Source organism: Kribbella sp. NPDC026596, assembly GCF_040638415.1.
Classification (GTDB): Bacteria; Actinomycetota; Actinomycetes; order Propionibacteriales; family Kribbellaceae; genus Kribbella.
On the sequence record NZ_JBEZYF010000022.1, the window covers coordinates 17267 to 36352 of the forward strand.

The 19086-nt window shown below is 68.4% G+C and carries 24 protein-coding genes; 14 read left to right on the forward strand and 10 right to left on the reverse strand.

What is annotated here, in order from left to right; genetic code table 11:
• Nucleotides 1-38 precede the first annotated feature (38 nt).
• Nucleotides 39-347, forward strand: a complete 309-nt coding sequence (locus AB0E63_RS19845) for a hypothetical protein (protein ID WP_360367852.1) — start codon at nt 39-41, stop codon at nt 345-347.
• An 8-nt stretch (nt 348-355) separates the two neighbouring features.
• Here AB0E63_RS19845 and AB0E63_RS19850 read toward each other — a convergent pair whose 3' ends face one another.
• Nucleotides 356-595 (reverse strand): MoaD/ThiS family protein, encoded by a 240-nt coding sequence (locus AB0E63_RS19850; RefSeq protein WP_360367855.1) that lies wholly within the window; start codon nt 593-595, stop codon nt 356-358.
• Between the two features lie 163 nt (nt 596-758).
• Between AB0E63_RS19850 and AB0E63_RS19855 the strand changes: the two genes are divergently transcribed.
• A complete protein-coding gene (locus tag AB0E63_RS19855; protein ID WP_360367858.1) occupies nt 759-1469 on the forward strand; it encodes a response regulator transcription factor in 711 nt (236 codons plus the stop codon).
• A 100-nt stretch (nt 1470-1569) separates the two neighbouring features.
• Here the strand turns inward: AB0E63_RS19855 and arfB are convergent, their stop codons facing one another.
• Nucleotides 1570-2004, reverse strand: a complete 435-nt coding sequence (arfB, locus tag AB0E63_RS19860; protein WP_360367860.1) for an alternative ribosome rescue aminoacyl-tRNA hydrolase ArfB — start codon at nt 2002-2004, stop codon at nt 1570-1572.
• A gap of 64 nt (nt 2005-2068) precedes the next feature.
• On the opposite strand from arfB, the gene AB0E63_RS19865 reads away from it, so the two are divergent.
• The 6 genes from AB0E63_RS19865 (at nt 2069) to AB0E63_RS19890 (ending at nt 6836) form a co-directional block, all read left to right on the forward strand.
• Entirely contained in the window at nt 2069-2497 is a 429-nt protein-coding gene (locus tag AB0E63_RS19865; RefSeq protein WP_360367863.1) for a thioredoxin family protein, read from the forward strand.
• Nucleotides 2498-2545: 48 nt separating this feature from the next.
• Nucleotides 2546-3421 carry an RDD family protein gene (locus tag AB0E63_RS19870; RefSeq protein WP_360367866.1) on the forward strand — a complete coding sequence of 292 codons (876 nt, stop codon included), beginning with the start codon at nt 2546-2548 and terminating at the stop codon, nt 3419-3421.
• Between the two features lie 273 nt (nt 3422-3694).
• Entirely contained in the window at nt 3695-4147 is a 453-nt protein-coding gene (locus AB0E63_RS19875) for a DUF4395 domain-containing protein (RefSeq protein ID WP_360367869.1), read from the forward strand.
• 12 nt (nt 4148-4159) lie between these two features.
• Nucleotides 4160-5008, forward strand: a complete 849-nt coding sequence (locus AB0E63_RS19880) for a sulfurtransferase (protein ID WP_360367872.1) — start codon at nt 4160-4162, stop codon at nt 5006-5008.
• A 2-nt stretch (nt 5009-5010) separates the two neighbouring features.
• Nucleotides 5011-5307 (forward strand): DUF1416 domain-containing protein, encoded by a 297-nt coding sequence (locus AB0E63_RS19885; RefSeq protein ID WP_130383357.1) that lies wholly within the window; start codon nt 5011-5013, stop codon nt 5305-5307.
• Between the two features lie 302 nt (nt 5308-5609).
• Nucleotides 5610-6836: a choice-of-anchor P family protein gene (locus tag AB0E63_RS19890; protein WP_360367875.1), complete on the forward strand. Its 1227-nt coding sequence runs from the start codon at nt 5610-5612 to the stop codon at nt 6834-6836.
• Nucleotides 6837-6923: 87 nt separating this feature from the next.
• On the opposite strand, the gene dtd is transcribed toward AB0E63_RS19890, so the two are convergent.
• Nucleotides 6924-7349 (reverse strand): D-aminoacyl-tRNA deacylase, encoded by a 426-nt coding sequence (gene dtd / locus AB0E63_RS19895; protein ID WP_360367878.1) that lies wholly within the window; start codon nt 7347-7349, stop codon nt 6924-6926.
• Nucleotides 7350-7442: 93 nt separating this feature from the next.
• On the opposite strand from dtd, the gene AB0E63_RS19900 reads away from it, so the two are divergent.
• Complete coding sequence (locus tag AB0E63_RS19900; protein ID WP_360367881.1) at nt 7443-8273, forward strand: 3-keto-5-aminohexanoate cleavage protein; 831 nt, start codon at nt 7443-7445, stop codon at nt 8271-8273.
• Here AB0E63_RS19900 and AB0E63_RS19905 read toward each other — a convergent pair.
• Both AB0E63_RS19905 and AB0E63_RS19910 read right to left on the reverse strand, forming a co-directional pair.
• On the reverse strand, nt 8210-8668 hold the full coding sequence (locus tag AB0E63_RS19905) for a hypothetical protein (RefSeq protein ID WP_360367883.1): 459 nt from the start codon (nt 8666-8668) through the stop codon (nt 8210-8212). The genes AB0E63_RS19900 and AB0E63_RS19905 overlap by 64 nt on opposite strands.
• Nucleotides 8665-9825 (reverse strand): molybdopterin-dependent oxidoreductase, encoded by a 1161-nt coding sequence (locus AB0E63_RS19910; protein WP_360367886.1) that lies wholly within the window; start codon nt 9823-9825, stop codon nt 8665-8667. The genes AB0E63_RS19905 and AB0E63_RS19910 overlap by 4 nt, the downstream gene beginning before the upstream one ends.
• Before the next feature lie 260 nt (nt 9826-10085).
• On the opposite strand from AB0E63_RS19910, the gene AB0E63_RS19915 reads away from it, so the two are divergent.
• Nucleotides 10086-10643 (forward strand): hypothetical protein, encoded by a 558-nt coding sequence (locus AB0E63_RS19915; RefSeq protein ID WP_360367889.1) that lies wholly within the window; start codon nt 10086-10088, stop codon nt 10641-10643.
• Here the strand turns inward: AB0E63_RS19915 and AB0E63_RS19920 are convergent.
• On the reverse strand, nt 10622-12073 hold the full coding sequence (locus tag AB0E63_RS19920; protein ID WP_360367892.1) for a hypothetical protein: 1452 nt from the start codon (nt 12071-12073) through the stop codon (nt 10622-10624). The genes AB0E63_RS19915 and AB0E63_RS19920 overlap by 22 nt on opposite strands.
• A gap of 78 nt (nt 12074-12151) precedes the next feature.
• On the opposite strand from AB0E63_RS19920, the gene AB0E63_RS19925 reads away from it, so the two are divergent.
• A complete protein-coding gene (locus tag AB0E63_RS19925; protein WP_360367895.1) occupies nt 12152-12439 on the forward strand; it encodes a hypothetical protein in 288 nt (95 codons plus the stop codon).
• A 199-nt stretch (nt 12440-12638) separates the two neighbouring features.
• On the opposite strand, the gene AB0E63_RS19930 is transcribed toward AB0E63_RS19925, so the two are convergent.
• Entirely contained in the window at nt 12639-13001 is a 363-nt protein-coding gene (locus tag AB0E63_RS19930) for a DsrE family protein (RefSeq protein WP_360367898.1), read from the reverse strand.
• Nucleotides 13002-13167: 166 nt separating this feature from the next.
• Here AB0E63_RS19930 and AB0E63_RS19935 point away from each other — a divergent pair, with 166 nt between their 5' ends.
• The gene (locus tag AB0E63_RS19935; protein ID WP_360367901.1) at nt 13168-13662 is read left to right on the forward strand and encodes an FABP family protein; all 495 of its coding nucleotides are present in this window, start codon (nt 13168-13170) and stop codon (nt 13660-13662) included.
• Here the strand turns inward: AB0E63_RS19935 and AB0E63_RS19940 are convergent.
• Together AB0E63_RS19940 and AB0E63_RS19945 are read right to left on the reverse strand one after the other, a co-directional pair.
• A complete protein-coding gene (locus tag AB0E63_RS19940) occupies nt 13659-14336 on the reverse strand; it encodes a response regulator (protein WP_360367904.1) in 678 nt (225 codons plus the stop codon). The genes AB0E63_RS19935 and AB0E63_RS19940 overlap by 4 nt on opposite strands.
• Nucleotides 14329-15585: an ATP-binding protein gene (locus tag AB0E63_RS19945; protein ID WP_360367907.1), complete on the reverse strand. Its 1257-nt coding sequence runs from the start codon at nt 15583-15585 to the stop codon at nt 14329-14331. Before AB0E63_RS19945 ends, AB0E63_RS19940 begins: the two co-directional genes overlap by 8 nt.
• A 107-nt stretch (nt 15586-15692) precedes the next feature.
• On the opposite strand from AB0E63_RS19945, the gene AB0E63_RS19950 reads away from it, so the two are divergent.
• Complete coding sequence (locus tag AB0E63_RS19950; protein ID WP_360367910.1) at nt 15693-17066, forward strand: cation:dicarboxylase symporter family transporter; 1374 nt, start codon at nt 15693-15695, stop codon at nt 17064-17066.
• Between the two features lie 59 nt (nt 17067-17125).
• Here the strand turns inward: AB0E63_RS19950 and AB0E63_RS19955 are convergent, their stop codons facing one another.
• The gene (locus AB0E63_RS19955; protein ID WP_360367913.1) at nt 17126-17947 is read right to left on the reverse strand and encodes an LLM class flavin-dependent oxidoreductase; all 822 of its coding nucleotides are present in this window, start codon (nt 17945-17947) and stop codon (nt 17126-17128) included.
• A 110-nt stretch (nt 17948-18057) separates the two neighbouring features.
• On the opposite strand from AB0E63_RS19955, the gene AB0E63_RS19960 reads away from it, so the two are divergent.
• Nucleotides 18058-19050: a glycine cleavage T C-terminal barrel domain-containing protein gene (locus AB0E63_RS19960; RefSeq protein ID WP_360367916.1), complete on the forward strand. Its 993-nt coding sequence runs from the start codon at nt 18058-18060 to the stop codon at nt 19048-19050.
• The last annotated feature ends 36 nt before the right edge of the window (nt 19051-19086 follow it).

Here is a 19086-nt window from a genome sequence, read left to right on the forward strand (position 1 = left end):
CTACCTTGCGTATTCGGTCGTTTGACGGAAGGTGACCGATGTCGCACGTTGCTCCGACTTCGCATCGCCGTGCGTCCCGGGCGTCGCATCGCGGGCATCGCAGTGAGGATGGGCCGATCCAGGTGACCACCTGGCTCGGGTTGACGTTCGCGTTCGTGGTCGGCCTGGTGCTGACCAGCCGTGCGCACGTCGGCGTTCACGCGGCCGGGGTCACGCTCCTGGTGATGCTGGTGCCGCTCACGGTGGCCGTGTTCGGGACCGCGTTCCGGCGCGGGCTCGGCTCGGGGAAGGCAGCGCTGACGACCGCCGTGGCGCTCGCCCTGGTCTTGCTGAAGTTCTTCCTCTGACCCTGGCTCTAGCCGCCGGCGAAGGGCGGGAGGGCGTCGACCTGGGCTCCGGACTTCAGCGGCGTGGCGGGGTCCGCGCGTTCGCCGTCGAGCAGGAACGTGCAGATCGACAGGACCCGGGCCAGCTCGGGCCGGCCGGCCGACACGGTGCTGACGAGATCGCGGATCGACGCGGCCTCGGCGGTCGCGGCGGACTCGCCGGCGGCGGACCGCGCGGCGGCAAAGTACCTGATGGTGACTTCCGGCATGTGGTCGGACGCCTCACTTATCGGTTAAGTCTTCCGCTATTATGTCAGCTTGCTGTTGCTATCCAGTGTGTCTCGGGCCCCCGGCAATGACGCCGTCGGGGCCTGACGTGCACAAGGACAGGATCGCTGACAAGGGATCCGATGATCAGCACGAGGAGACAGCGTGAGCACGTTGCTTCTGCTGACGAACGCGCTGCAGGCCTCCACAGAGGTCCTGCCCTCGCTCGCCCTGCTGCCGCACCAGATCCGGATCCTGCCCTCCGAGGTCGCCGCGCTGGTGGACGCTCCGGATGCGGACGCGGTCCTGCTCGACGCTCGCCGCGACCTGGTCGCCGTGCGCGGGGTCTCCCGGCTGATCCGTACGACGGGGATCGACGTACCGCTCATCCTGGTCGTCACCGAGGGCGGTCTGACCGCGGTGAACGCCGACTGGGGTGCGGACGACGTACTGCTCGACACAGCCGGTCCGGCGGAGATCGAGGCACGTCTGAGACTTGTCATCGGCCGGCTCGCCGCGGTGCGGAACGAGGAGCCTGACTCCTCGCTGATCCGCAGCGGCGACGTGGTGATCGACGAGGCGTCGTACACGGCGAAGCTGAATGGGCGGGCGCTCGACCTGACCTACAAGGAGTTCGAGCTCTTCAAGTTCCTCGCACAGCATCCGGGGCGCGTGTTCACCCGGGAGCAGTTGCTACAGGAAGTGTGGGGGTACGACTACTTCGGCGGCACGCGGACGGTGGACGTGCACGTACGGCGGTTGCGCGCGAAGCTCGGCCCGGAGCACGAGTCCCTGATCGGAACCGTGCGGAACGTCGGCTACCGCTTCGTCATCCCGCCGACCACCACCCGCGAGACCGCGGACGCCAAGGCCTGACCACAGATCGGCGTCGGCAGTTCGGTGGCCTTCGGCAACTTCCAGACGTACGCCGAGAGCCAGCCTGCAAGCGGCCAAGATAACGATCGGCGGGGCCGTCTCAGTCGCTTGGACGGCCACGTAGGCGCTTGGTCTCGCCCCGGCGTTTCTTGCTGTCGAGCCGCCGCCGGACCGAGCCTTTGCTCGGCTTGGTCGGCCGCCGTGGCCGGGGCGGTGCCGCGATCGCCTCCCGCATCAGCGCGGCCAGCCGACCCCGGGCGGCCTCCCGGTTGCGCCACTGCGACTTGTACTCCGACGCCGCGATGGTCACCACGCCGTCGATCAGCCGGGACTGCAGCCGCTCGAGTGCCCGGGACTTCAGTACGTCGCTCAGCGCCGTCGTACCCGCCACGTCGAAGCTCAGCTCCACCCGGCTGTCCGTGGTGTTGACGGACTGCCCGCCGGGTCCGCTGGACCGCGAGAATCGCCACGCCAGCTCGGCTTCGGGGATCACCACCCCCGCCCGGACCATCACTCCGCTCTCCACGGACCCCATTGTCCAGTCCGAGGAGTGAAACGCACGGTTGAAATGTAAACACACCGCCGTACTGTGGATTGTTGTGAGCTTGGGTATCTGGGTCCTGGCCGGCGCTGTGGTCGCTGGAGTGGTGCTCAGTGCGCTCAAGACGTGGGCCGACGGGCGGTTCCGGGGGAAGGTCGAAGACGTGGAGCGGGTGTCGGCGGACGAGGTCGGGGGAGAGCTCGGGGAGCGGGCCACCTTGCTGCAGTTCTCGTCGGCGTTCTGTGCGCCATGCCGGGTCACTCGGCGGACGCTGGCCGAGGTCGAGGGCATGGTCGACGGAGTGCGGCACGTCGAGCTCGACGCGGAGTCGCATCTGGAGCTGGTCCGGCGACTCGACATCCTGCGGACTCCGACGACGCTGGTGCTCGACAGCACCGGTGCGGTCGTGAAGCGCGCCAGTGGTGCGCCGCGCAAGCCAGATGTGATCGCCGCGCTCGCCACTGCGATCGACCGGCAGCCCAACTAACCCCATACCGGATGGCGAATGTCCTCCGGTGTAGGGAATGCTGTGGCGGTGAGCTACCCAGCCGGTTGGTACGACGACCCCCAGGACCCGACCCAGCAGCGCTACTGGGACGGCGAGGTCTGGACGGATCAGCGCCGTACCCAGCAAGGCCCTCCGCCGTACCAGGGCCAGTTCGGACAGACGGGCCAGCCGCAGTACGGCCAGCCTGTCCAGCACGGTCAGGTGTACGGCGGCGCCCAGCCAGGACCCGCGCAGTACGGTCAGCCGGCGCCGGCGCAGTACGGACAGCAGCAGGCGCCCTACCAGCAGCAAGGCCAGGGCTACCCGCAGCAAGGCCAGGGCTACCCGCAGCAGCAGGGCTATGGCTACCCAGGGAAGCGGGTCGCTACGACGCCGGACGGGCAGCCGCTGTCGGGCTGGTGGCGCCGGGTGTTCGCCCGCATCATCGACTCGATCATCGTCGGCATCATCGGTCTGCCGCTGACCGGCTACTTCTACTACCAGTACTTCCAGGTGATCTGGGAGTACCTCCGAGACACCGTGGAGGCGGCGGAGGCCGGCACCCCGACGACCAGCACCGCGCTGCCGCCCGAGGCGTACAAATGGATGATCCCGGCGGTCCTGCTCGGGCTGGTGGTGGCGTTCGCCTACGAGTACTTCTTCCTGACCCGCAAGGGCGCCACGCCCGGCAAGATGGCGCTCGGCATCGCGGTCCGGCTGCGGGACGTACCGGGCAACCCGCCAGGGTCCGCGGTGGCCAAGCGGTACGGCTTCATCATCGGACTCAGCCTGCTGGCGGGCATCCCGCTGGTCGGCACCCTGTTCAGCTTTCTTGCTCTGATCAACTACCTCTGGCCGCTCTGGGACGACAAGAAGCAGGCGCTGCACGACAAGGTCGCCGGGACGAATGTGGTCCGCACCTGATCCGTCCGCAGTCTGAACAGTTGTCTCAGTAATTGGGACCACAGCTGGTAGTCCGGCCCGGTTTCCGTACTCTCGATGCGTGGCTTACACGACATGGCTGACCAAGCGCAGGGCAGTGGACAACTGCCGGATGCGCTCGTCGCTGTGTCGTCGCCGCTGACCAGGCGGCGTCCCGAGCGCTGCGAAACCGGTCGCTGAGCACGGTTTCGCGTACGTCGCCTCCCGCATTCCCGGGCGGGTCCGGCTCGAACTCCTCCTCCTCCGGGAGTCGGCATGTCCGAACAGACGGCCAAGACAAGCATCCAGGTTGATCCGCGGGGACTCCGGTTCGCGGCCGGTGTGACCACGGTCGTCCTGGCGTTGACGCTCGTACTGAACAACCCCTGGCCACTCGCGGTGCAAGCCGTGGTGTTCGCGATCTCGGTCGCGTTCGGGGTCCAGGCGTCGCCGTACGGGCAGCTGTTCAAGCGGCTGATCCGCCCCCGGCTCGGTCCGCCCAAGGAGCTGGAGGACGCGGCGCCGCCGCGGTTCGCCCAGCTGGTCGGCCTCGCCTTCGCGGTCCTCGGTCTGATCGGTTACCTGACCGGTGCGACCGTACTGGGCGTCGTCGCCACCGGATTCGCCCTGGTCGCCGCCTTCGTGAACGCGGCCGTCGGGCTCTGCCTCGGTTGCGAGGCCTATCTGCTGATTCACCGCATTCGTACGCCATCCACCGCTACCAACTGAGAGGCAGCACACATGAGCAGGGAATCCGCGCTCGTCTCGGCCGACTGGGTCGAGGAGCACAAGAACGACGCCGGTGTCGTTCTGATCGAGGTCGACGAGGACGTCTCGGCGTACGACGGCGGCCACATCGCCGGCGCGATCAAGCTGGACTGGAAGGACGACCTGCAGGACCCGGTTCGTCGCGACTTCGTCAGCCAGGAGCAATTCGAGGCGCTGCTGTCCGACCGCGGTGTGAAGAACGACGACACGGTCGTGCTGTACGGCGGCAACAACAACTGGTTCGCGGCGTACGCGTACTGGTACTTCAAGCTCTACGGCCACGGTGACGTCCGCCTGCTCGACGGCGGCCGCAAGCGCTGGGAGCTGGACAGTCGTGAGCTGACCGACGAGGTGGTCAAGCGCGAAGCCACCGAGTACTCCGCGCAGCCGCAGAACCTGGAGATCCGCGCCTTCCGCGACGAGGTCGGCGAAGCCATCGGCGTGAAGAACCTGGTCGACGTGCGCAGCCCCGACGAGTACGCCGGCCGGCTGCTCGCCCCGGCCCACCTCCCGCAGGAGCAGGCGCAGCGCGCGGGTCACATCCCGACCGCGGCCAGCATCCCGTGGAGCAAGGCAGCCAACGACGACGGTACGTTCCGCGCCGACGACGAGCTGAAGACGCTGTACGCCGACGCCGGCGTGGACTTCGGCAAGGACACCATCGCGTACTGCCGGATCGGTGAGCGCTCGGCGCACACCTGGTTCGTGCTGCACGAGATCCTCGGCCAGCCGAACGTGAAGAACTACGACGGTTCCTGGACCGAGTGGGGTTCGCTGGTCGGCGTACCCGTTGCCCTCGGCGACGAGCCCGGGGAGGCCTGACCATGTGCGGAGCCAAGAAGGGCGGCCTCGACCTCAAGGGTGTCGACGTCGACAAGGAAGCCGTGATCCAGGGCCAGGTGCTGCGCGGCGAGGAGCCGGTCGGCGGCGCGTACGTACGGCTGCTCGACTCCACCGGTGAGTTCACCGCCGAGGTGCCGACGTCGGCGACCGGGCACTTCCGGTTCTTCGCGGCGCCGGGCAGCTGGACGCTGCGCACGCTGGCGCCGAAGGCCGACCCGGTCGACCGTCAGGTCGTCGCGCAGTACGGCGAAGTCGCGGAAGTGGCCGTCACCGTCTGAGCTGTCGATCGTTACTGATGGTGCCACCTCCACCTGCAGGTGGCCCACCCTGAAGTGAGCGCCGAAGGGCCCGGACCTTGCGCGTCCGGGCCCTTCGGCATGTGCTGGATCGCTTGCACCGGAAGGGATTCCGGGCATCGCTCCCGAGTTACGGGTCGGCGCCGAAATCTCGCGGGACGAGCGGCTGTGTAACGGTTTGGTCTCGGAGCGCGTTCTGCTCGTTACCTACCGCAACCGCCTGAGTTGTGTCTGTGTCCTGACCCGCGACTCGGGTCACGTCATCACTCAGGGAGGAGGGGTCAATGCGACCCCGCATCGGATACAAGAAGCTCGCGGCCGTCGGAGTTGCGGCGGTTGTCGGCGTGGCTTCTACGATCGCGCTGACGTCGGGTTCTGCGTCCGCCTCGCCGGTTTTCGGATACAGCGGCTACTCGTACGGGACCGACGTTGAATCCGGGCTGGCGAACAGCGGCCCGCAGGTGATCAGCAAGTTCGGTTGCACCACCGACCCGAACAAGGCCGACAAGAACGACATCGCCACGGCCAACGTGAACAACCAGGCGATCGCCCGCAGCGTGCGGACCGACACCCACGCGTTCGACGACAAGAGCGGTACGGGCGTCACCAGCAACGCGACCGCCGTCGACATCAAGGTCGGCAGCCTGCTCACGCTGACCGGTGTGAAGACCACCACCACGGCGAAGTACTCCAAGGGCCAGCTGTCCTACACCGGTAGCACCACCTTCGCCGGCGTGAAGATCGGCGCCATCGCGGTGCCGTCGCTGCTGAACCCGAAGCCGAACACCAAGGTCGCCGTTCCGGGCCTCGGCTACATCGTGCTGAACCGTGTCGGCGGCGTGAAGACCAGCTCCGGCATCTACTCGTACGCGCAGGCCGTCGTGATCCACGCGAACGTGAAGAACCAGTACGTCCCCGAGGGCGTCGACGTCGCGGTGCTGAAGACCCGCGCGGAGATCTCCAAGCCGGCCACCGCGCTGGTGATCGGTGACGCGTACGGCACCAAGGCCAACGCCGACAAGCTGGTCGTCTCCAGCCCGACGTCGCTTCAGACCACCTGCCAGGGGACTGAGGGCAAGACGGTCAAGGTCGCCGTCGGCGAGCTGAACATCCCGAAGGTCGCCTACGTCGGTGGTGTCTACACCACCAAGAACGGCGCCATCGGGTCGGACAAGTCCTACATCAACTTCACCTCGCACGTCGCGGGCGTGAAGGTGGCCAACCTGTCCATCGGCGCCATCGAGTCCTCGGCGTCGGCGTGGAAGACCAAGGACAACAAGGCCGGCGTGAGCTCGTCCTCGAGCATCGCGTCGATCCGCGTCGGCAACAAGGTCTACCCGGTCAAGACCGGTGAGAACCAGACCCTGGACATCCCGGGCGTCGCCCGTCTGACCTTCAACCAGGTCATCCGGCAGAAGCGCTACATCTCGGTGAACGCGCTGGTGATCGACGTCTACAGCCTGAACACCAAGGTCATCGTCGGCCACTCGGGCGCCGGCGTCGTCAGCTGACAACGCCCCTCTGAGTCGAACCTCACCGACCCAGAACAGAAACACCCGGCCCCCGGATCCCTTCGGATCCGGGGGCCGGCTCGTGTTCTACGCGTCCAGGATCAGAGTTACTGGGCCGTCGTTGATGAGGGCTACGTCCATGTGGGCTCCGAAGCGGCCTCTTTCTACTTTGGCGCCCAGGGATTCGAGGGTGGTGCAGAAGGAGTTGTAGAGGGGCTCGGAGAGAGGGGCGGGGGCGGCGGCGTTCCAGGAGGGGCGGCGGCCTTTGCGGGTGTCGGCGTACAAGGTGAACTGGCTGATCGCGAGGATCGGGGCCTGCTCGTCGGCGGCCGAGCGTTCGTCGTGCAGGATGCGGAGGGTCCAGATCTTCGCGGCCAGCGCGGCGGCCTTCTCCGGGGTGTCGTCGTGGGTGACGCCGAGGAGGACCACCAGTCCGGGCCCGTCGATCGCGCCGACCACCTCGCCCTCGACGGTGACCGATGCCTGACTGACTCGCTGTACGACGGCTCTCATAGTCACATCCTGCCTGGCCGGAGATCGTCCGGTGATCGGACCCCTGAGCAGGCAAATATCTCGTTGCCGACCCGGATCTGGCAGGATTCGTCCATGGCGTCGACTCTGATCACAGTTGCTCCCACCGGTGCCGAGACCGCGAAGGCGGACTGCCCGGCGCTGCCGACCACGCTCGACGAGCTGGTCGAGACCGCGAAGCGGTGCGAGGCCGCCGGGGCCGCGATGATCCACATCCACATCCGCGACGGCGAGCACAAGCCGACGCTGGACCTCGGCCGCCTGACCGACACGGTCGCCGCGATCCGGGCGAACACGGCGCTGATCGTCCAGCTGTCCACCGGCGGCGCCGTCACCGATCCGTACGACCACCGCCTCCGCGTCCTCGACGCCGTACCCGACTCATGCTCGCTCACCCTGGGCACGGTCAACTTCGGCGACGACGTGTTCATGAACCCGTGGCCGTTCGTGACCGAGCTCTACCAGCTGACGCAGGAGCGTGAGGTGGTGCCGGAGTTCGAGCTGTTCGACCTCGGCCAGGTGGCGGCGTTGCACCGGTTGCTGGACAAGTTCGGCCTCCCGTACGGCGGACGCGTGCACTGCGACCTGGTCATGGGCGTCCCCGGCGGCATGCCCGGTACGACGGACGCACTGGTGGCCGCGGTCAACGCGCTCCCCGCTGCGGTGACCTCGTGGTCCGCGACCGGGATCGGGCGTACGTCGCTCACCGTCGCGCTGGCCGCGTTGTCGAAGGGCGGAAATCTCCGGGTCGGGATGGAGGACACGCTGACCCTCGCGAAGGGACAGCCGGTCACCCACAACGCCGAACTGGTCGAGCGAGCCGCCACGCTCGCGACGCTGGCTCAGCGCCCGCCGATGTCGCCGGACGAGGCCCGCGACCTGTTGCACGTCAAACGGGACCGCTGAACCAGGAACACCACCGCGCCGGCCACAACGATCGTTGCCTCCAGCAATAACCAGTCGCGGAGGTAGTCCCGCGGGAGCACGGTCGGGTTGGCGCCTTTGCCCTGGCGCAGGAGCAGCGGGATCGCGATCAGCGTGGTGAGACCGACGTACAGCAAGGTGGTTCGCAAGGCACCGACGGTGCGGTGCCTGTCGGGGCCGATCGACCACCGGGTCACCAGCCAACCGATGGCGACCGTCGTTGGGACCAGGAAGAAGTCGTCGACGAAGACCGCACCTCCGAGCCAGATCGGCAGCCGAATCAGCGCCGGCGGCTCGACAGCGCCGACCAGCAGCCAAAGCCCCCACAGCCCGAAGCCCACCCCCGCCGCACCGAGCGCGGCCCTGGCAGCCTTCATGCGATGACCTCCAGGCGGTGGACCCATTTGGTCTGGAGGACGCCGGGCCGGTTCGGGGCGATGATGCGGGCCGGGAAGCCGTGGTCGAGGGCGAGCTCGGCACCGTTGAGGCGGAGGGCAAGAAGCGTCAGAGGATCGTCGGCGAACTCCGGTGGCAGCTCGCTGGTCGCGTAGAAGCCGCCCTTCTCCATCGACACGACGCGGACCCGGGAGCCGGGCGGAGCCCCACACAGGCTCAGCAGGTCGCGGATCCGGATGCCCTCCCAGTGAGCACCCTGACTCCAGCCCTCGACGCAGGCGATCGGGAGGTCGGAGCGGTTCTGCTCGAGGTTCCGGAGTTCGTCGAGGGTGTACGACAGTTTCCGTGGGCCCGTGATCGTGAAGCGCCAGTTGGCACCGATCCCGGTGACACCCGCGTCCTTCGCCGTACGGTTGACCGGCAGGCCTTGCGGACCGACGTTCGGCTTCCGCGGCGCGAGTACGGCGACCGGGCCGAAGGCGGGCACCGACTGGCCGACCGAGGTGATCCCGACGAGAGCGCCGCCGCCGGCGACCGTGCGAAGCAAGCCGCGCCGGGTCAAGCCAGTGATTGCGGGAGGCAACGAATCTGCGACCGGCGTGCTGTCGGCCGGCGTACGGCGCCAGTGCGCGAGGATCAGCGGGAGCTTGACGGCAAGGTGGACGAGCAGCGCGCCGACGATGATCCAAGCGAGCGCGTAGTGGGTTTGCTTGAACGGGAACGGCCACGGATACCACTGCAGGGTGTTCAGGAAACCGGTGAACAGCTCGAGCGCCAGGGCTGAGACGAGGACCAGGATCGAACCGCGTTCCAGGATGGTGGTGAGGGCCTTGCGGCTCGGCGGCCAGGGAAGCTTGGCGAACAGCTTGGGGTAGACGGTCCACAACTTTGCCAGCAGCAACGGAACGGCGACGGAACCGCTGAGGATGTGCAGGCCTTGGGTGACGCGGTAGAGCGAGGCCGGCCGGCTGGGGATGGTCAGCCAGCCGGGTGTGTCCTGCTGGAGATGGCTGAACAGGCCGGTCAGGAAGCAAATCGCCACCGCGAGCCCGAGCCACCGGCCGATCACCGTCGCCACGCGCGGATGGTGCAGCGGGGACGGGAAGGACTTCTCGGTCGGTGGGGCCGGGAGCTTCATGTTTCCACTACAACCCACTTCGGTCCGTGCGTACGGCGTCCATCGGTTACTGCTCGCGAACGACGTACGTAAGAACGGGAGGTGGTGGCCCAGAACGGGCCGGTTGGCGGTGAGATCAGGCGGGGGGAGCCCGGCGGAGGTCGACCACCTCCTGTTCTCAGGTACGCGAGGGATCCGTTGTCCACAGGCGTGCGTCATTCGGGCGGTGGTGGCACCGGCTGAGGATTAGGCTGGGCGGACCTGAGGAGAGGAGCGCGCGGGTGAAGACGCAGCAGCGGTCGTCGAGCGACGACCAGCGTGCCATGGCGGATCTGGCCGAGGTCTCCGACTGGAGATCGGTCTGGGGACCGCCGGGCACCGGTGTGGACGCGATCCGCGCGCTGGTCTCCCGCGTCACTGCCGCCACCGGCTGGCGACCATGGGCCCCCGGCAACATCGACCCCGACCGCTATACCTGGGGTCTCGTCACCCCGCGCGAGACCGTGATGCTCGTGCTGCCGGACGCCGTGCTGCCGGAGAGCCCGCGCAGTGGGTGGTCGGCGTACGAGATCGGATCGGCGGAGATTGCTGACGCCGAGGAAGGGCTGGACGACCACTGGCCCGGGCAGCTCGAGTTGGCCCGTGAGCACTGGGGTGCTCCGGTCTTCGTCGGGCCTGGGTCGGATCTGCGGATTCCGCCGGAGTGGCGAGGCCGTCGTCGTCACCTGGCGGTCTGGCTGCGGCCGGGCGCCGAGCTTCACCTGTACGCGACCCAGCCCGGGCCAGAGGACAACGCGGCCGGCTTCGGGTACTCCGTCTATGCGAGCGAGGTGGCGTGATGGCAGAAGCCGAAGACCTGATGCGGGACATGGTCGATGAGCTCCGCAAGACGTGGCGGCGGATGCAACGGCTGATGCGTGGGGTGAGCAACCTGGCGCGCCGTTGGCAACAGCAGCGTGCGGGCGTCGAGCGAATCCGTGACCAGGGGCGCTTCGACCCGAACTACGACCGTCGCATGCGGGACACGTATCCGGATCCCGCCGATCGGTTCGGTGAAGTCGACCGGCAGATCGCACAGAACGCGCAGTTGCGGCAGGACAACGAGCGACTGCAGGCCGAAGTGAACGCTGAGCAGCAGCGTGTGCAGGACCTGCAAGCCCAACGGGAACGCGATGACATCGCGCGGGATCCCGACGGCGACGGGATCCCGGTGCAAGACGACGTCGACGGCGACGGCCGGCTCGACCGGAACCAGCAGGACCAGCAGGTCCAGGACGACCAGCAGGTCCAGGAGGACCAGCAGGTCCAGGAGGACCAGCAGGTCCAGGAGGACCAGCAGGTCCAAGAGGTCGAGGACGACGATCGCGCGGCCGAGGTGGCGGACGAGCAGCGCGAGGACCGTGAGACCGCGGAGCGCAACGAGCGCGACCGCCGCGAGCGAGACGGGCGCGACGCACCCGCCCCCGGCGAGGTCGGCGCAGCGGCAGCCGCAGTCGGCGCGGCCGGCGTAGCAGCCGACGAGGCCGAGCAGCAGGAGGCCGCCGAGCAGGAAGCCGGAGACCAGGTCGAGCGGGGCGACGCTGAGCAGGAGGCTGGAGATCAGGTCGAGCGGGGCGACGCTGTGCAGGAAGCCGGAGACCGGGTCGAGCGGGGCGACGCTGAGCAGGAAGCCGACGATCAGGTCGAGCGGGGCGACGCTGAGCGGGAAGCCGGAGACCAGGTCGAGCAGGGCGTGTCTGGGCAGGAGGCCGGGGACGAGGTCGGGCGGGATCGCGCTGAGCAGGATGTCGAGCTCGGTAATGACGGTGTGATCAGACCGGCCGGCATGGAAGGCGAGCAAGGCCAAGAGCAGGGTTCGCCGGAAGCTGAGCAGGGTTACGAGCGTGGTGACGACGGTGTGATTCGTGCCGCTGGTGAGGAGCCGGGGCAGGGGCAGGAGCAGGGGTCGGCCGAGGCTGAGCAGGGCCAGGGGTCGCCGGAGGTCGATCAGGAGTACGAGATCGGTGAAGGCGGTGTGATTCAGGCAGCCGGGCAGGAGCCTGAGCTGGCGCAGCAGGATCAGCAGCCAGGGCTCGATGAACAGCCAGGGCTGGATCAGCAGCCGGGGCACGATCAGCAGACGGGGCTGGATCAGCAGCTGGGGCAGGGGCAAGAGGCTGAGCAGAGGCAGCAGGTTGGGCACGAGCAGGCGGATGCTGGGCCGCAGCCGGGCTTGCAGACGGCTGGGGATCGCCGAGATGCCAACCAGGTCGCTCTGCAGAACGGCCAAAACGGCGAGCAGGTCGGCCCTGCCGCACAGCAGGGTGTTGACGAGAGTGCGCAGCCCGGGCAGAGCGCACCGCCGCCGGTGGAGGAGCCGCTACTCGACGAGCAACGGCAAGCCCGGCAGCAGCAGCACTCGAACGGCCAGGAGCAGACGGCCGACACGTCCGATCCGGCGTCCGTGGAGGACCTGAAGGCCCAGCACGAACGCGTCAGTGCCGGTCACGCGGCGGCCTCAGGCGCAACCAGGCCGCCAGGCGAAGCAGCCCTCGCCGGCGGCCGCGGCGGCCAGACCGCAGGCCGTCAGCACAGCCAAGACATGAACCGCGGCGGCGGCAGCAACCGCACAGACGGCCCCGGCTACGAGCGCTGACGCCGAACGGAAAGTTAGGCGGCGCCGCATGGCGCCGCCCCGCTCGGAACTCACCGCTGCTGCCTGGCCTGCGCGCACGGGAACCAGCTCACCTGGCATCCACCACTGCCGGTCAGCTGGCATCCGCCCCACCTCGGCGCTGCTTCAGCTGGCGTCCGCTGGGCTGCCCCAGCGGTGCTTGCTTCTGGTGCCTGAGCGGCTAGTAGACGATTGCTTGGGTGTTGTCGGTGAGGATTTCTTCGGTGAAGGCGGGGGCGCCGGCTATGCGGGTGCCGGGGCGGAGGTCGGCTTCGGTGAGGTCGCGGCGTTTGGCGCATTGGGTGCAGACGGTGAGTTGACCGCCTTCGAGGACCGACGTGAGCAGATCCGCGAGTGGCGCCGCGTGGGGGAGTTCGAAGGCCTCCGCCCGGCCCGGTACGGCGAACCAGACGGCCTCGCCCGTCAGCCACAACGAGACCGTCGCGCCGGCCGCGACTGCGGTGGCGGCGACGGTGAAGGCCTGGTTGGCGCGCTCGGGTTCTTCGGCGCCTGCGGTCAGTTTGATCACCAGCGTGCGGGACATCACGCCACGGTAGCCGAAGGTCCACACCGCCATCCTCTAGACTGACCACCGTGCTGCACGTCGTCTTCACCTCCCTGCTGATTCTGGTCTGTGTGTTCATGGGCTGGTTCTCGGCGTTCGTCGTCTACCGGCTGTACCGCGGCCGCAACGCGAGCTGAGTGATCCGATGGCGTTCGAGATCCCGCAGGACCTGCACCCCGACCTGATGCCGCTGGCCTGGCTGCTCGGTCGCTGGGAGGGCCGCGGGCACGGCGACTACCCGACGATCGAGAAGTTCGAGTTCGGGCAGCAGATCGACTTCAGCCACAACGGCAAGCCCTACCTGCACTACGTCAGCCAGACCTACGTGGTCGGCGAGGACGGCACGAAGGAGCGCCCGCTGGCCGTCGAGACCGGCTTCTGGCGCCCGCGGCCGGACAACAAGGTCGAGGTCATCCTGGCGCACCCGACCGGCTTCGCGGAGATCTGGTACGGCGACATCGACGGCGCGAAGATCGAGCTGCAAACGGACGTCGTAGCCCGCACCGTGTCAGCGAAGGAAGTCACCGCCGGCCACCGCCTCTACGGCCTGGTCAAGGGCGAGCTCCTCTGGGCCTACGACATGGCCGCCGAGGGCCAGCCCCTCCAGCCCCACCTCTGGGCAACCCTCATCCGTTCCTAACTCTCCGCGACCCAGGAGTACTCGACCTTCGGCCGCCCACTCCGCCCGTCGTACCGCTGGGTCCGTAGTGCCTGCCCCTGATCGGCCAGGTGCTCCAGATACCTCCGAGCCGTGATTCGCGAGGTGCCCAAAGACGTCGCGACCTCCTCGGCGGTCCAGCCCTCGCGGTTGCCGAGCAGTTGGACGACGCGGTCCAGGACGGATCCGGTGAGGCCTTTCGGCACCGACGAGACGGTTGCTGGATGCAACAACCTGTCGACCTCGTCCTGGTCCGCGACCATGTCACCCAGTGAGGCCGCCCGGCGTTGCCGTGCGTACGCCGTCAACCGGTCGCGCAATGTCTCGAAGGCGAACGGTTTCAAGACGTACTGCACCACGCCGATCCGCGCGGCCGCCTGCACCGCCGCGACCTCCCGCGCCGACGTCACCGCGACCACGTCAGTTTGGTTGCCCAAGGCCCGCATCCGCCGGACCACGTCGAGCCCGTGCCCGTCCGGCAGATGCATGTCCAGCAGCACCAGGTCGACATCGCCCCGAGCAAGCACCTGCAACGCACGAGCCGCCGTACCCGCGACACCGTGACACGTGAACCCCGGCAGCCGTTCGACGTACGTACGATGCGCCTCGGCCGCCACCGGATCGTCCTCGACGACGAGCACGCGCAGGTCAGGCACTGGCACCCACCGCCCGCGGCAGCCGAACCCGAACGCTCAACGCCGGTACGTCGTCCAGCTCGGAATCCGGGTCGACCATCAACGTGCCCTGCCACCTCTCAACCGTGCTCCGCACCAGCACGAGCCCCAGACCATGCCCCGGCTCGGCCTTCGTCGTCCAGCCTCGCTCGAACATGTGCGCCAGCTCGACCGCACCCAGCTCGGCGCCGGTGTTCGTCACGATCAGGTCGATCGCGTCCGGCGTAGTACTCGCGCGCAGCTCGACCCGGCGTGGTGCCGGACCGCCACGCGCAGCCTCGATCGCGTTGTCCAGCAGGTTCCCCACCACCGTGACGACGTCCTGCGCGGGAAGTCGCGTGTTCAACTCCTCCTGACCGAGCTCCAACGTCAGTACGACGCCACGCTCCTGAGCCTGCGACAGCTTCGCGAGCAGCAGCGACGCCAGCACCGGATCGCCTACCGTGCCGACCACCCGATCCGTCATCGCCTGCGCGAACTGCAGCTCGGACACCGCGAACTCGCGGGCGCGTTCCGGCTTGCCGATCTCGATCAGGCTGACGACGGTGTGCAAGCGGTTGGACGCCTCGTGGTTCTGTGCTTGCAGGGATTCGGCCAAACTCCGTACGGCGTCCAGTTCGCCGAGCAGCCGCTGCAGTTGGGTGTGGTCCCGCAGCGTCACGATCCGCCCCGACCGGGCCGGCTGCTGGTTGACGACCAGCACACCCTGCGCTCCGAGGTGCAGCTCGTCGTACGCCGTACGCCCGGCGCGCAGCAACTCCGCCAGAGTCGGCCCGAGGTGGAGCTCGTCGATCGGGGTCCCGGGTTCCACCGCACGGATGCCGAGCAACTGCAGGGCCTCGTCGTTCGCAAGCTGGACGCGACCGTAGGCGTCCAGCAGGATCAGGCCTTCGCGGGCCGCGTGCAGCACGCCTTCGTAGAAGTCGAGCATCCGGGCCAGCGACTGAGTACCCATGCCTCGGGTGGCGCGTCGTACCCGCCAGCTGACGAGCGCGTTGCCCGCGATCGCCACGCCGAGCATCAGGCTGGCGATGCCCAGCATCGAGCGCGTGTCGAGGCGGATCAGCTCCCACCAGCCGGGCGGGGCGACCCCGGCAGCCGCGGCGTCACGTTCGGCCTGAGCGCGCGATCGGCTGACCAGGGTGATGCAGACCATCAGGATCAGCACCGAGACCGTGATCGACTGCAGCCAGAGCACCTGGCGACGCAGTTCCCACGGTCGGTCCCTCATGCCGGACAGTCTGCACTGAGAACGATATGAACGAAATGCGCGCTTTCCCTGTGCGTCACGTCACAGTTACTCAAACACCCCGCCGGCCGATACAGGGAGTCCCACCAATGTCGAGCCCGACCGAACCCCGACCCACTCCGGTGCGCAACGACCGGACCCATTTCCTCTACATCGCCGTCATCGTCGCCGTCCTGCTCGGCATCGGTGTCGGGTTCCTGTTCCCCGACTTCGCCGTCGAGCTGAAACCGCTCGGCACCGCGTTCGTCAACCTGATCAAGATGCTGATCAGCCCGATCATCTTCTGCACGCTGGTGCTCGGCATCGGCTCGGTCCGCCAAGCCGCCAGCGTCGGCAAGGTCGGCGGTCTCGCGCTCGTCTACTTCCTGGTGATGTCGACGGTCGCGCTCGGCATCGGCCTGGTGGTCGGCAACCTGGTCCAGCCCGGTTCCGGTCTGAACCTGACCGACAAGCTCCGCGAGACCGGCCAGAAGCAGGCCGCCGGGGCGCATGAGGGTACGACGGACTTCCTCCTCGGCATCATCCCGAAGTCAATGCTGTCCGCGCTGACCGAGGGCGAAGTACTGCAGACCGTGTTCGTCGCGCTGCTGATCGGCTTCGCGCTGCAGGCGATGGGCACGAAGGGCCAGCCGATCCTCGGCGCCATCGGGCACATCCAGCGGCTGGTGTTCAAGGTGCTGTCGATGATCATGTGGGCCGCCCCGATCGGCGCGTTCGGCGCGATCGCTGCCGTCGTCGGCGCCACCGGCGCGGACGCGCTGGTCAGCCTCGGCAAGATCATGCTCGCCTTCTACGCCACCTGCCTGCTGTTCGTGATCCTCGTGCTCGGCACGCTGCTCCGGGTGGTCACCGGGATCTCGATCTTCCAGTTGCTGCGCTATCTCGGCCGCGAGTTCCTGCTGATCGTGTCCACCTCGTCGTCGGAGACCGCCCTGCCCCGACTGATCGGAAAGATGGAGCATCTCGGCGTCGACAAGTCCGTGGTCGGCATCACCGTCCCCACCGGCTACTCGTTCAACCTGGACGGCACGGCGATCTACCTGACCATGGCGTCGCTGTTCATCGCCGAGGCGATGGACCAGCCGTTCTCGATCGGTCAGCAGATCTCCCTGCTGCTGTTCATGATCGTCGCCTCGAAGGGCGCTGCCGGAGTCACCGGCGCCGGTCTGGCCACGCTGGCCGGCGGCCTTCAGTCGCACCGCCCGGACCTGGTCGACGGCGTCGGCCTGATCGTCGGCATCGACCGGTTCATGTCCGAGGCCCGGGCGCTGACGAACTTCGCCGGCAACGCGGTCGCCACCGTCCTGGTGGGCCACTGGGTCGGTGAGTTCGACAAGTCGCAGGCACAACAGGTGTTCGCCGGTGAGGATCCGTTCGACGAGGCCGCCTTCGCCGCGGGCGACACCCACGCCGGCGACGTACCCCTCACCGCCACAGCCGAGGAAGCACCTGTCAACCGCTAGCCATCCCCACCCCTCCCAGCACTGCCCGCCGGGCCACAGACCGGCGGGCAGTGTCACGTCTACTTCCCGGCCAGCAGCGCGACGACGGGTGCCAGATCCTCGAGGTACGTCGAGTTGACGCTGATGTACGACGTACCGAACTCGTCCCGCCGCCGCTGGAGCTCATCCGCCATCTGTTGCGGCGTACCGCGCAGCATCATCAGCGAGTCGCTCGCCTCCAGCTCGGCGGGCTCGACACCGGCGGCCCGCTTGGTCCACGGCGGCAGCTCCCGGGTCCCGGCCGCGAACAGGTTCATCGCGAGCTCGATCTCGTCCGCCCGCGGTCCGGCCAGCTCACGCAGGTCCTGGACCAGCTGAGCGACCTCGGCGCGCGGCGTCATCGCGTCCTTGGCCAGCGAGACGATGTCGGCCCGGGCCGCCGCCAGTGCGAGCGCCCGCGGTCCACCGGCCGCCAGCATGATCGGCGTACGGCGGTCGCCGTCGAGCTTCTCGAGGTGGTCCAGGGTCTCGCGAACCTGGTCACGCCGCTCCTTGGCCGTGCCGAACCGCAACCCGATCTCGGCCACCTGCTGCTCGACCGCCGGCCGCCCGGTCCCGAGACCGAACTCGAACCGCCCGTCGGTCAGCAAGGTGAGCGTGTGCGCCTCCCAGGCGGTCGCCCGCGGAGTGCGGAGCGGAGCCGCCGCTACGAACGTGCCGACCCGGATGTCCGCGACCGCGGCGGCCATCGCCAGCGAGGGGAACGGCGACGGCAACTGCAGCCCGTCGGGCATCAGTACGGTGGAGTATCCGAGGTCCGCAGCCTGGCGGACGGTCTTGATCCAGTCGGTGCCGCTCGCCGGGCTACCCACCACGCCGAACCGGAATCGCTTGTCGCTCATCGCCTGCTCCCTTCATCGCGTCGTCCATGCCAGGCTCCCCGGACAAGAGGTCTGTCCACATCCCACCCCGGGAGGCGTTCGCCGTACGCCACTCGACGTACTCTGGTGACATGTCACGAAACCGCAGCCCACTGCTGGACCTGCCCGGGGCGGTCGAGGCCGACGGACTCGACGCCGGCGTCGCGGCCCACTACGGCTCGGATCTGCGCGAGCAGCGGGCCCTCGTCGCCGGCCAGGCGTTTGTCGACCTCTCGCACCGCGATGTCGTCACGATCACCGGTCCGGACCGCCTGACCTGGCTGCACGCGATCACCACGCAGTACTTCGAAGGCCTCAAGCCCGGTACGTCGACCACGGCGCTACTGCTGTCGCCGACCGGCCACATCGAGCACGTGATGTACGGCGTAGACGACGGCGAGACGTTCTGGCTGCACACCGAGCCGGGTGCGGCCGCGGCGCTGATCGAGTGGTTGCAGAAGATGGTCTTCATGTCCCGCGTCGAGATCGCGGACGTGACTGACGACTACGCCATGATTTGGAAGCCCGGAGCTCCTGAGGGCGAGCACCTGACCCGCAGCGGCGAGGACTCGCTGGGCGGTCACGAGGTGTTCCTGCCGCGCGGCGAGCTGGCCGGGCTGGAGGGTCCGGCGGCCGGGATCTGGGCGTACGAGGCGCTCCGGATCGAGGCGGGTGCGCCGCGGTTCGGTCTGGACACCGACGAGCGCGCGATCCCGAACGAGGTGGGCTGGCTCGGCGTCGGCGTACACCTGAACAAGGGCTGCTACCGCGGCCAGGAGACGGTCGCCCGGGTGCACAACCTCGGCCGTCCGCCGCGGCGGCTGGTGCGGCTGCACCTGGACGGTTCGGTCGACCACCTGCCGGCGCATGGGTACGCCGTGCGCGCGGGGGAGAAGCAGGTCGGGTTCGTCGGGTCGGCGGCGCGGCATCACGAGCTCGGACCGATCGCGCTCGCGCTGGTCAAGCGGAACGTCGACGCGGACGCCGTACTCGAGATCGTGGCCGAGGATCAGCCCACGGTGACGGCGACGCAGGAGATCCTGGTCGACCCCGAGGCAGGCCTGCACGTCCGCTCCCGACTCTGAACCGATTCATTCGCAATACCGCATTTTGCACCTGTA

Excerpts from the sequence above, each read along its gene's own strand:
- AB0E63_RS19845 (WP_360367852.1), top strand. The coding sequence starts at position 39 with ATGTCGCACGTTGCTCCGACTTCGCATCGCCGTGCGTCCCGGGCGTCG.
- AB0E63_RS19850 (WP_360367855.1), bottom strand. The coding sequence starts at position 595 with ATGCCGGAAGTCACCATCAGGTACTTTGCCGCCGCGCGGTCCGCCGCC.
- arfB (WP_360367860.1), bottom strand. The coding sequence starts at position 2,004 with ATGGGGTCCGTGGAGAGCGGAGTGATGGTCCGGGCGGGGGTGGTGATC.
- AB0E63_RS19875 (WP_360367869.1), top strand. The coding sequence starts at position 3,695 with ATGTCCGAACAGACGGCCAAGACAAGCATCCAGGTTGATCCGCGGGGA.
- AB0E63_RS19880 (WP_360367872.1), top strand. The coding sequence starts at position 4,160 with ATGAGCAGGGAATCCGCGCTCGTCTCGGCCGACTGGGTCGAGGAGCAC.
- AB0E63_RS19885 (WP_130383357.1), top strand. The coding sequence starts at position 5,011 with ATGTGCGGAGCCAAGAAGGGCGGCCTCGACCTCAAGGGTGTCGACGTC.
- AB0E63_RS19890 (WP_360367875.1), top strand. The coding sequence starts at position 5,610 with ATGCGACCCCGCATCGGATACAAGAAGCTCGCGGCCGTCGGAGTTGCG.
- dtd (WP_360367878.1), bottom strand. The coding sequence starts at position 7,349 with ATGAGAGCCGTCGTACAGCGAGTCAGTCAGGCATCGGTCACCGTCGAG.
- AB0E63_RS19900 (WP_360367881.1), top strand. The coding sequence starts at position 7,443 with ATGGCGTCGACTCTGATCACAGTTGCTCCCACCGGTGCCGAGACCGCG.
- AB0E63_RS19905 (WP_360367883.1), bottom strand. The coding sequence starts at position 8,668 with ATGAAGGCTGCCAGGGCCGCGCTCGGTGCGGCGGGGGTGGGCTTCGGG.
- AB0E63_RS19910 (WP_360367886.1), bottom strand. The coding sequence starts at position 9,825 with ATGAAGCTCCCGGCCCCACCGACCGAGAAGTCCTTCCCGTCCCCGCTG.
- AB0E63_RS19930 (WP_360367898.1), bottom strand. The coding sequence starts at position 13,001 with ATGTCCCGCACGCTGGTGATCAAACTGACCGCAGGCGCCGAAGAACCC.
- AB0E63_RS19935 (WP_360367901.1), top strand. The coding sequence starts at position 13,168 with ATGGCGTTCGAGATCCCGCAGGACCTGCACCCCGACCTGATGCCGCTG.
- AB0E63_RS19945 (WP_360367907.1), bottom strand. The coding sequence starts at position 15,585 with ATGAGGGACCGACCGTGGGAACTGCGTCGCCAGGTGCTCTGGCTGCAG.
- AB0E63_RS19950 (WP_360367910.1), top strand. The coding sequence starts at position 15,693 with ATGTCGAGCCCGACCGAACCCCGACCCACTCCGGTGCGCAACGACCGG.
- AB0E63_RS19955 (WP_360367913.1), bottom strand. The coding sequence starts at position 17,947 with ATGAGCGACAAGCGATTCCGGTTCGGCGTGGTGGGTAGCCCGGCGAGC.
- AB0E63_RS19960 (WP_360367916.1), top strand. The coding sequence starts at position 18,058 with ATGTCACGAAACCGCAGCCCACTGCTGGACCTGCCCGGGGCGGTCGAG.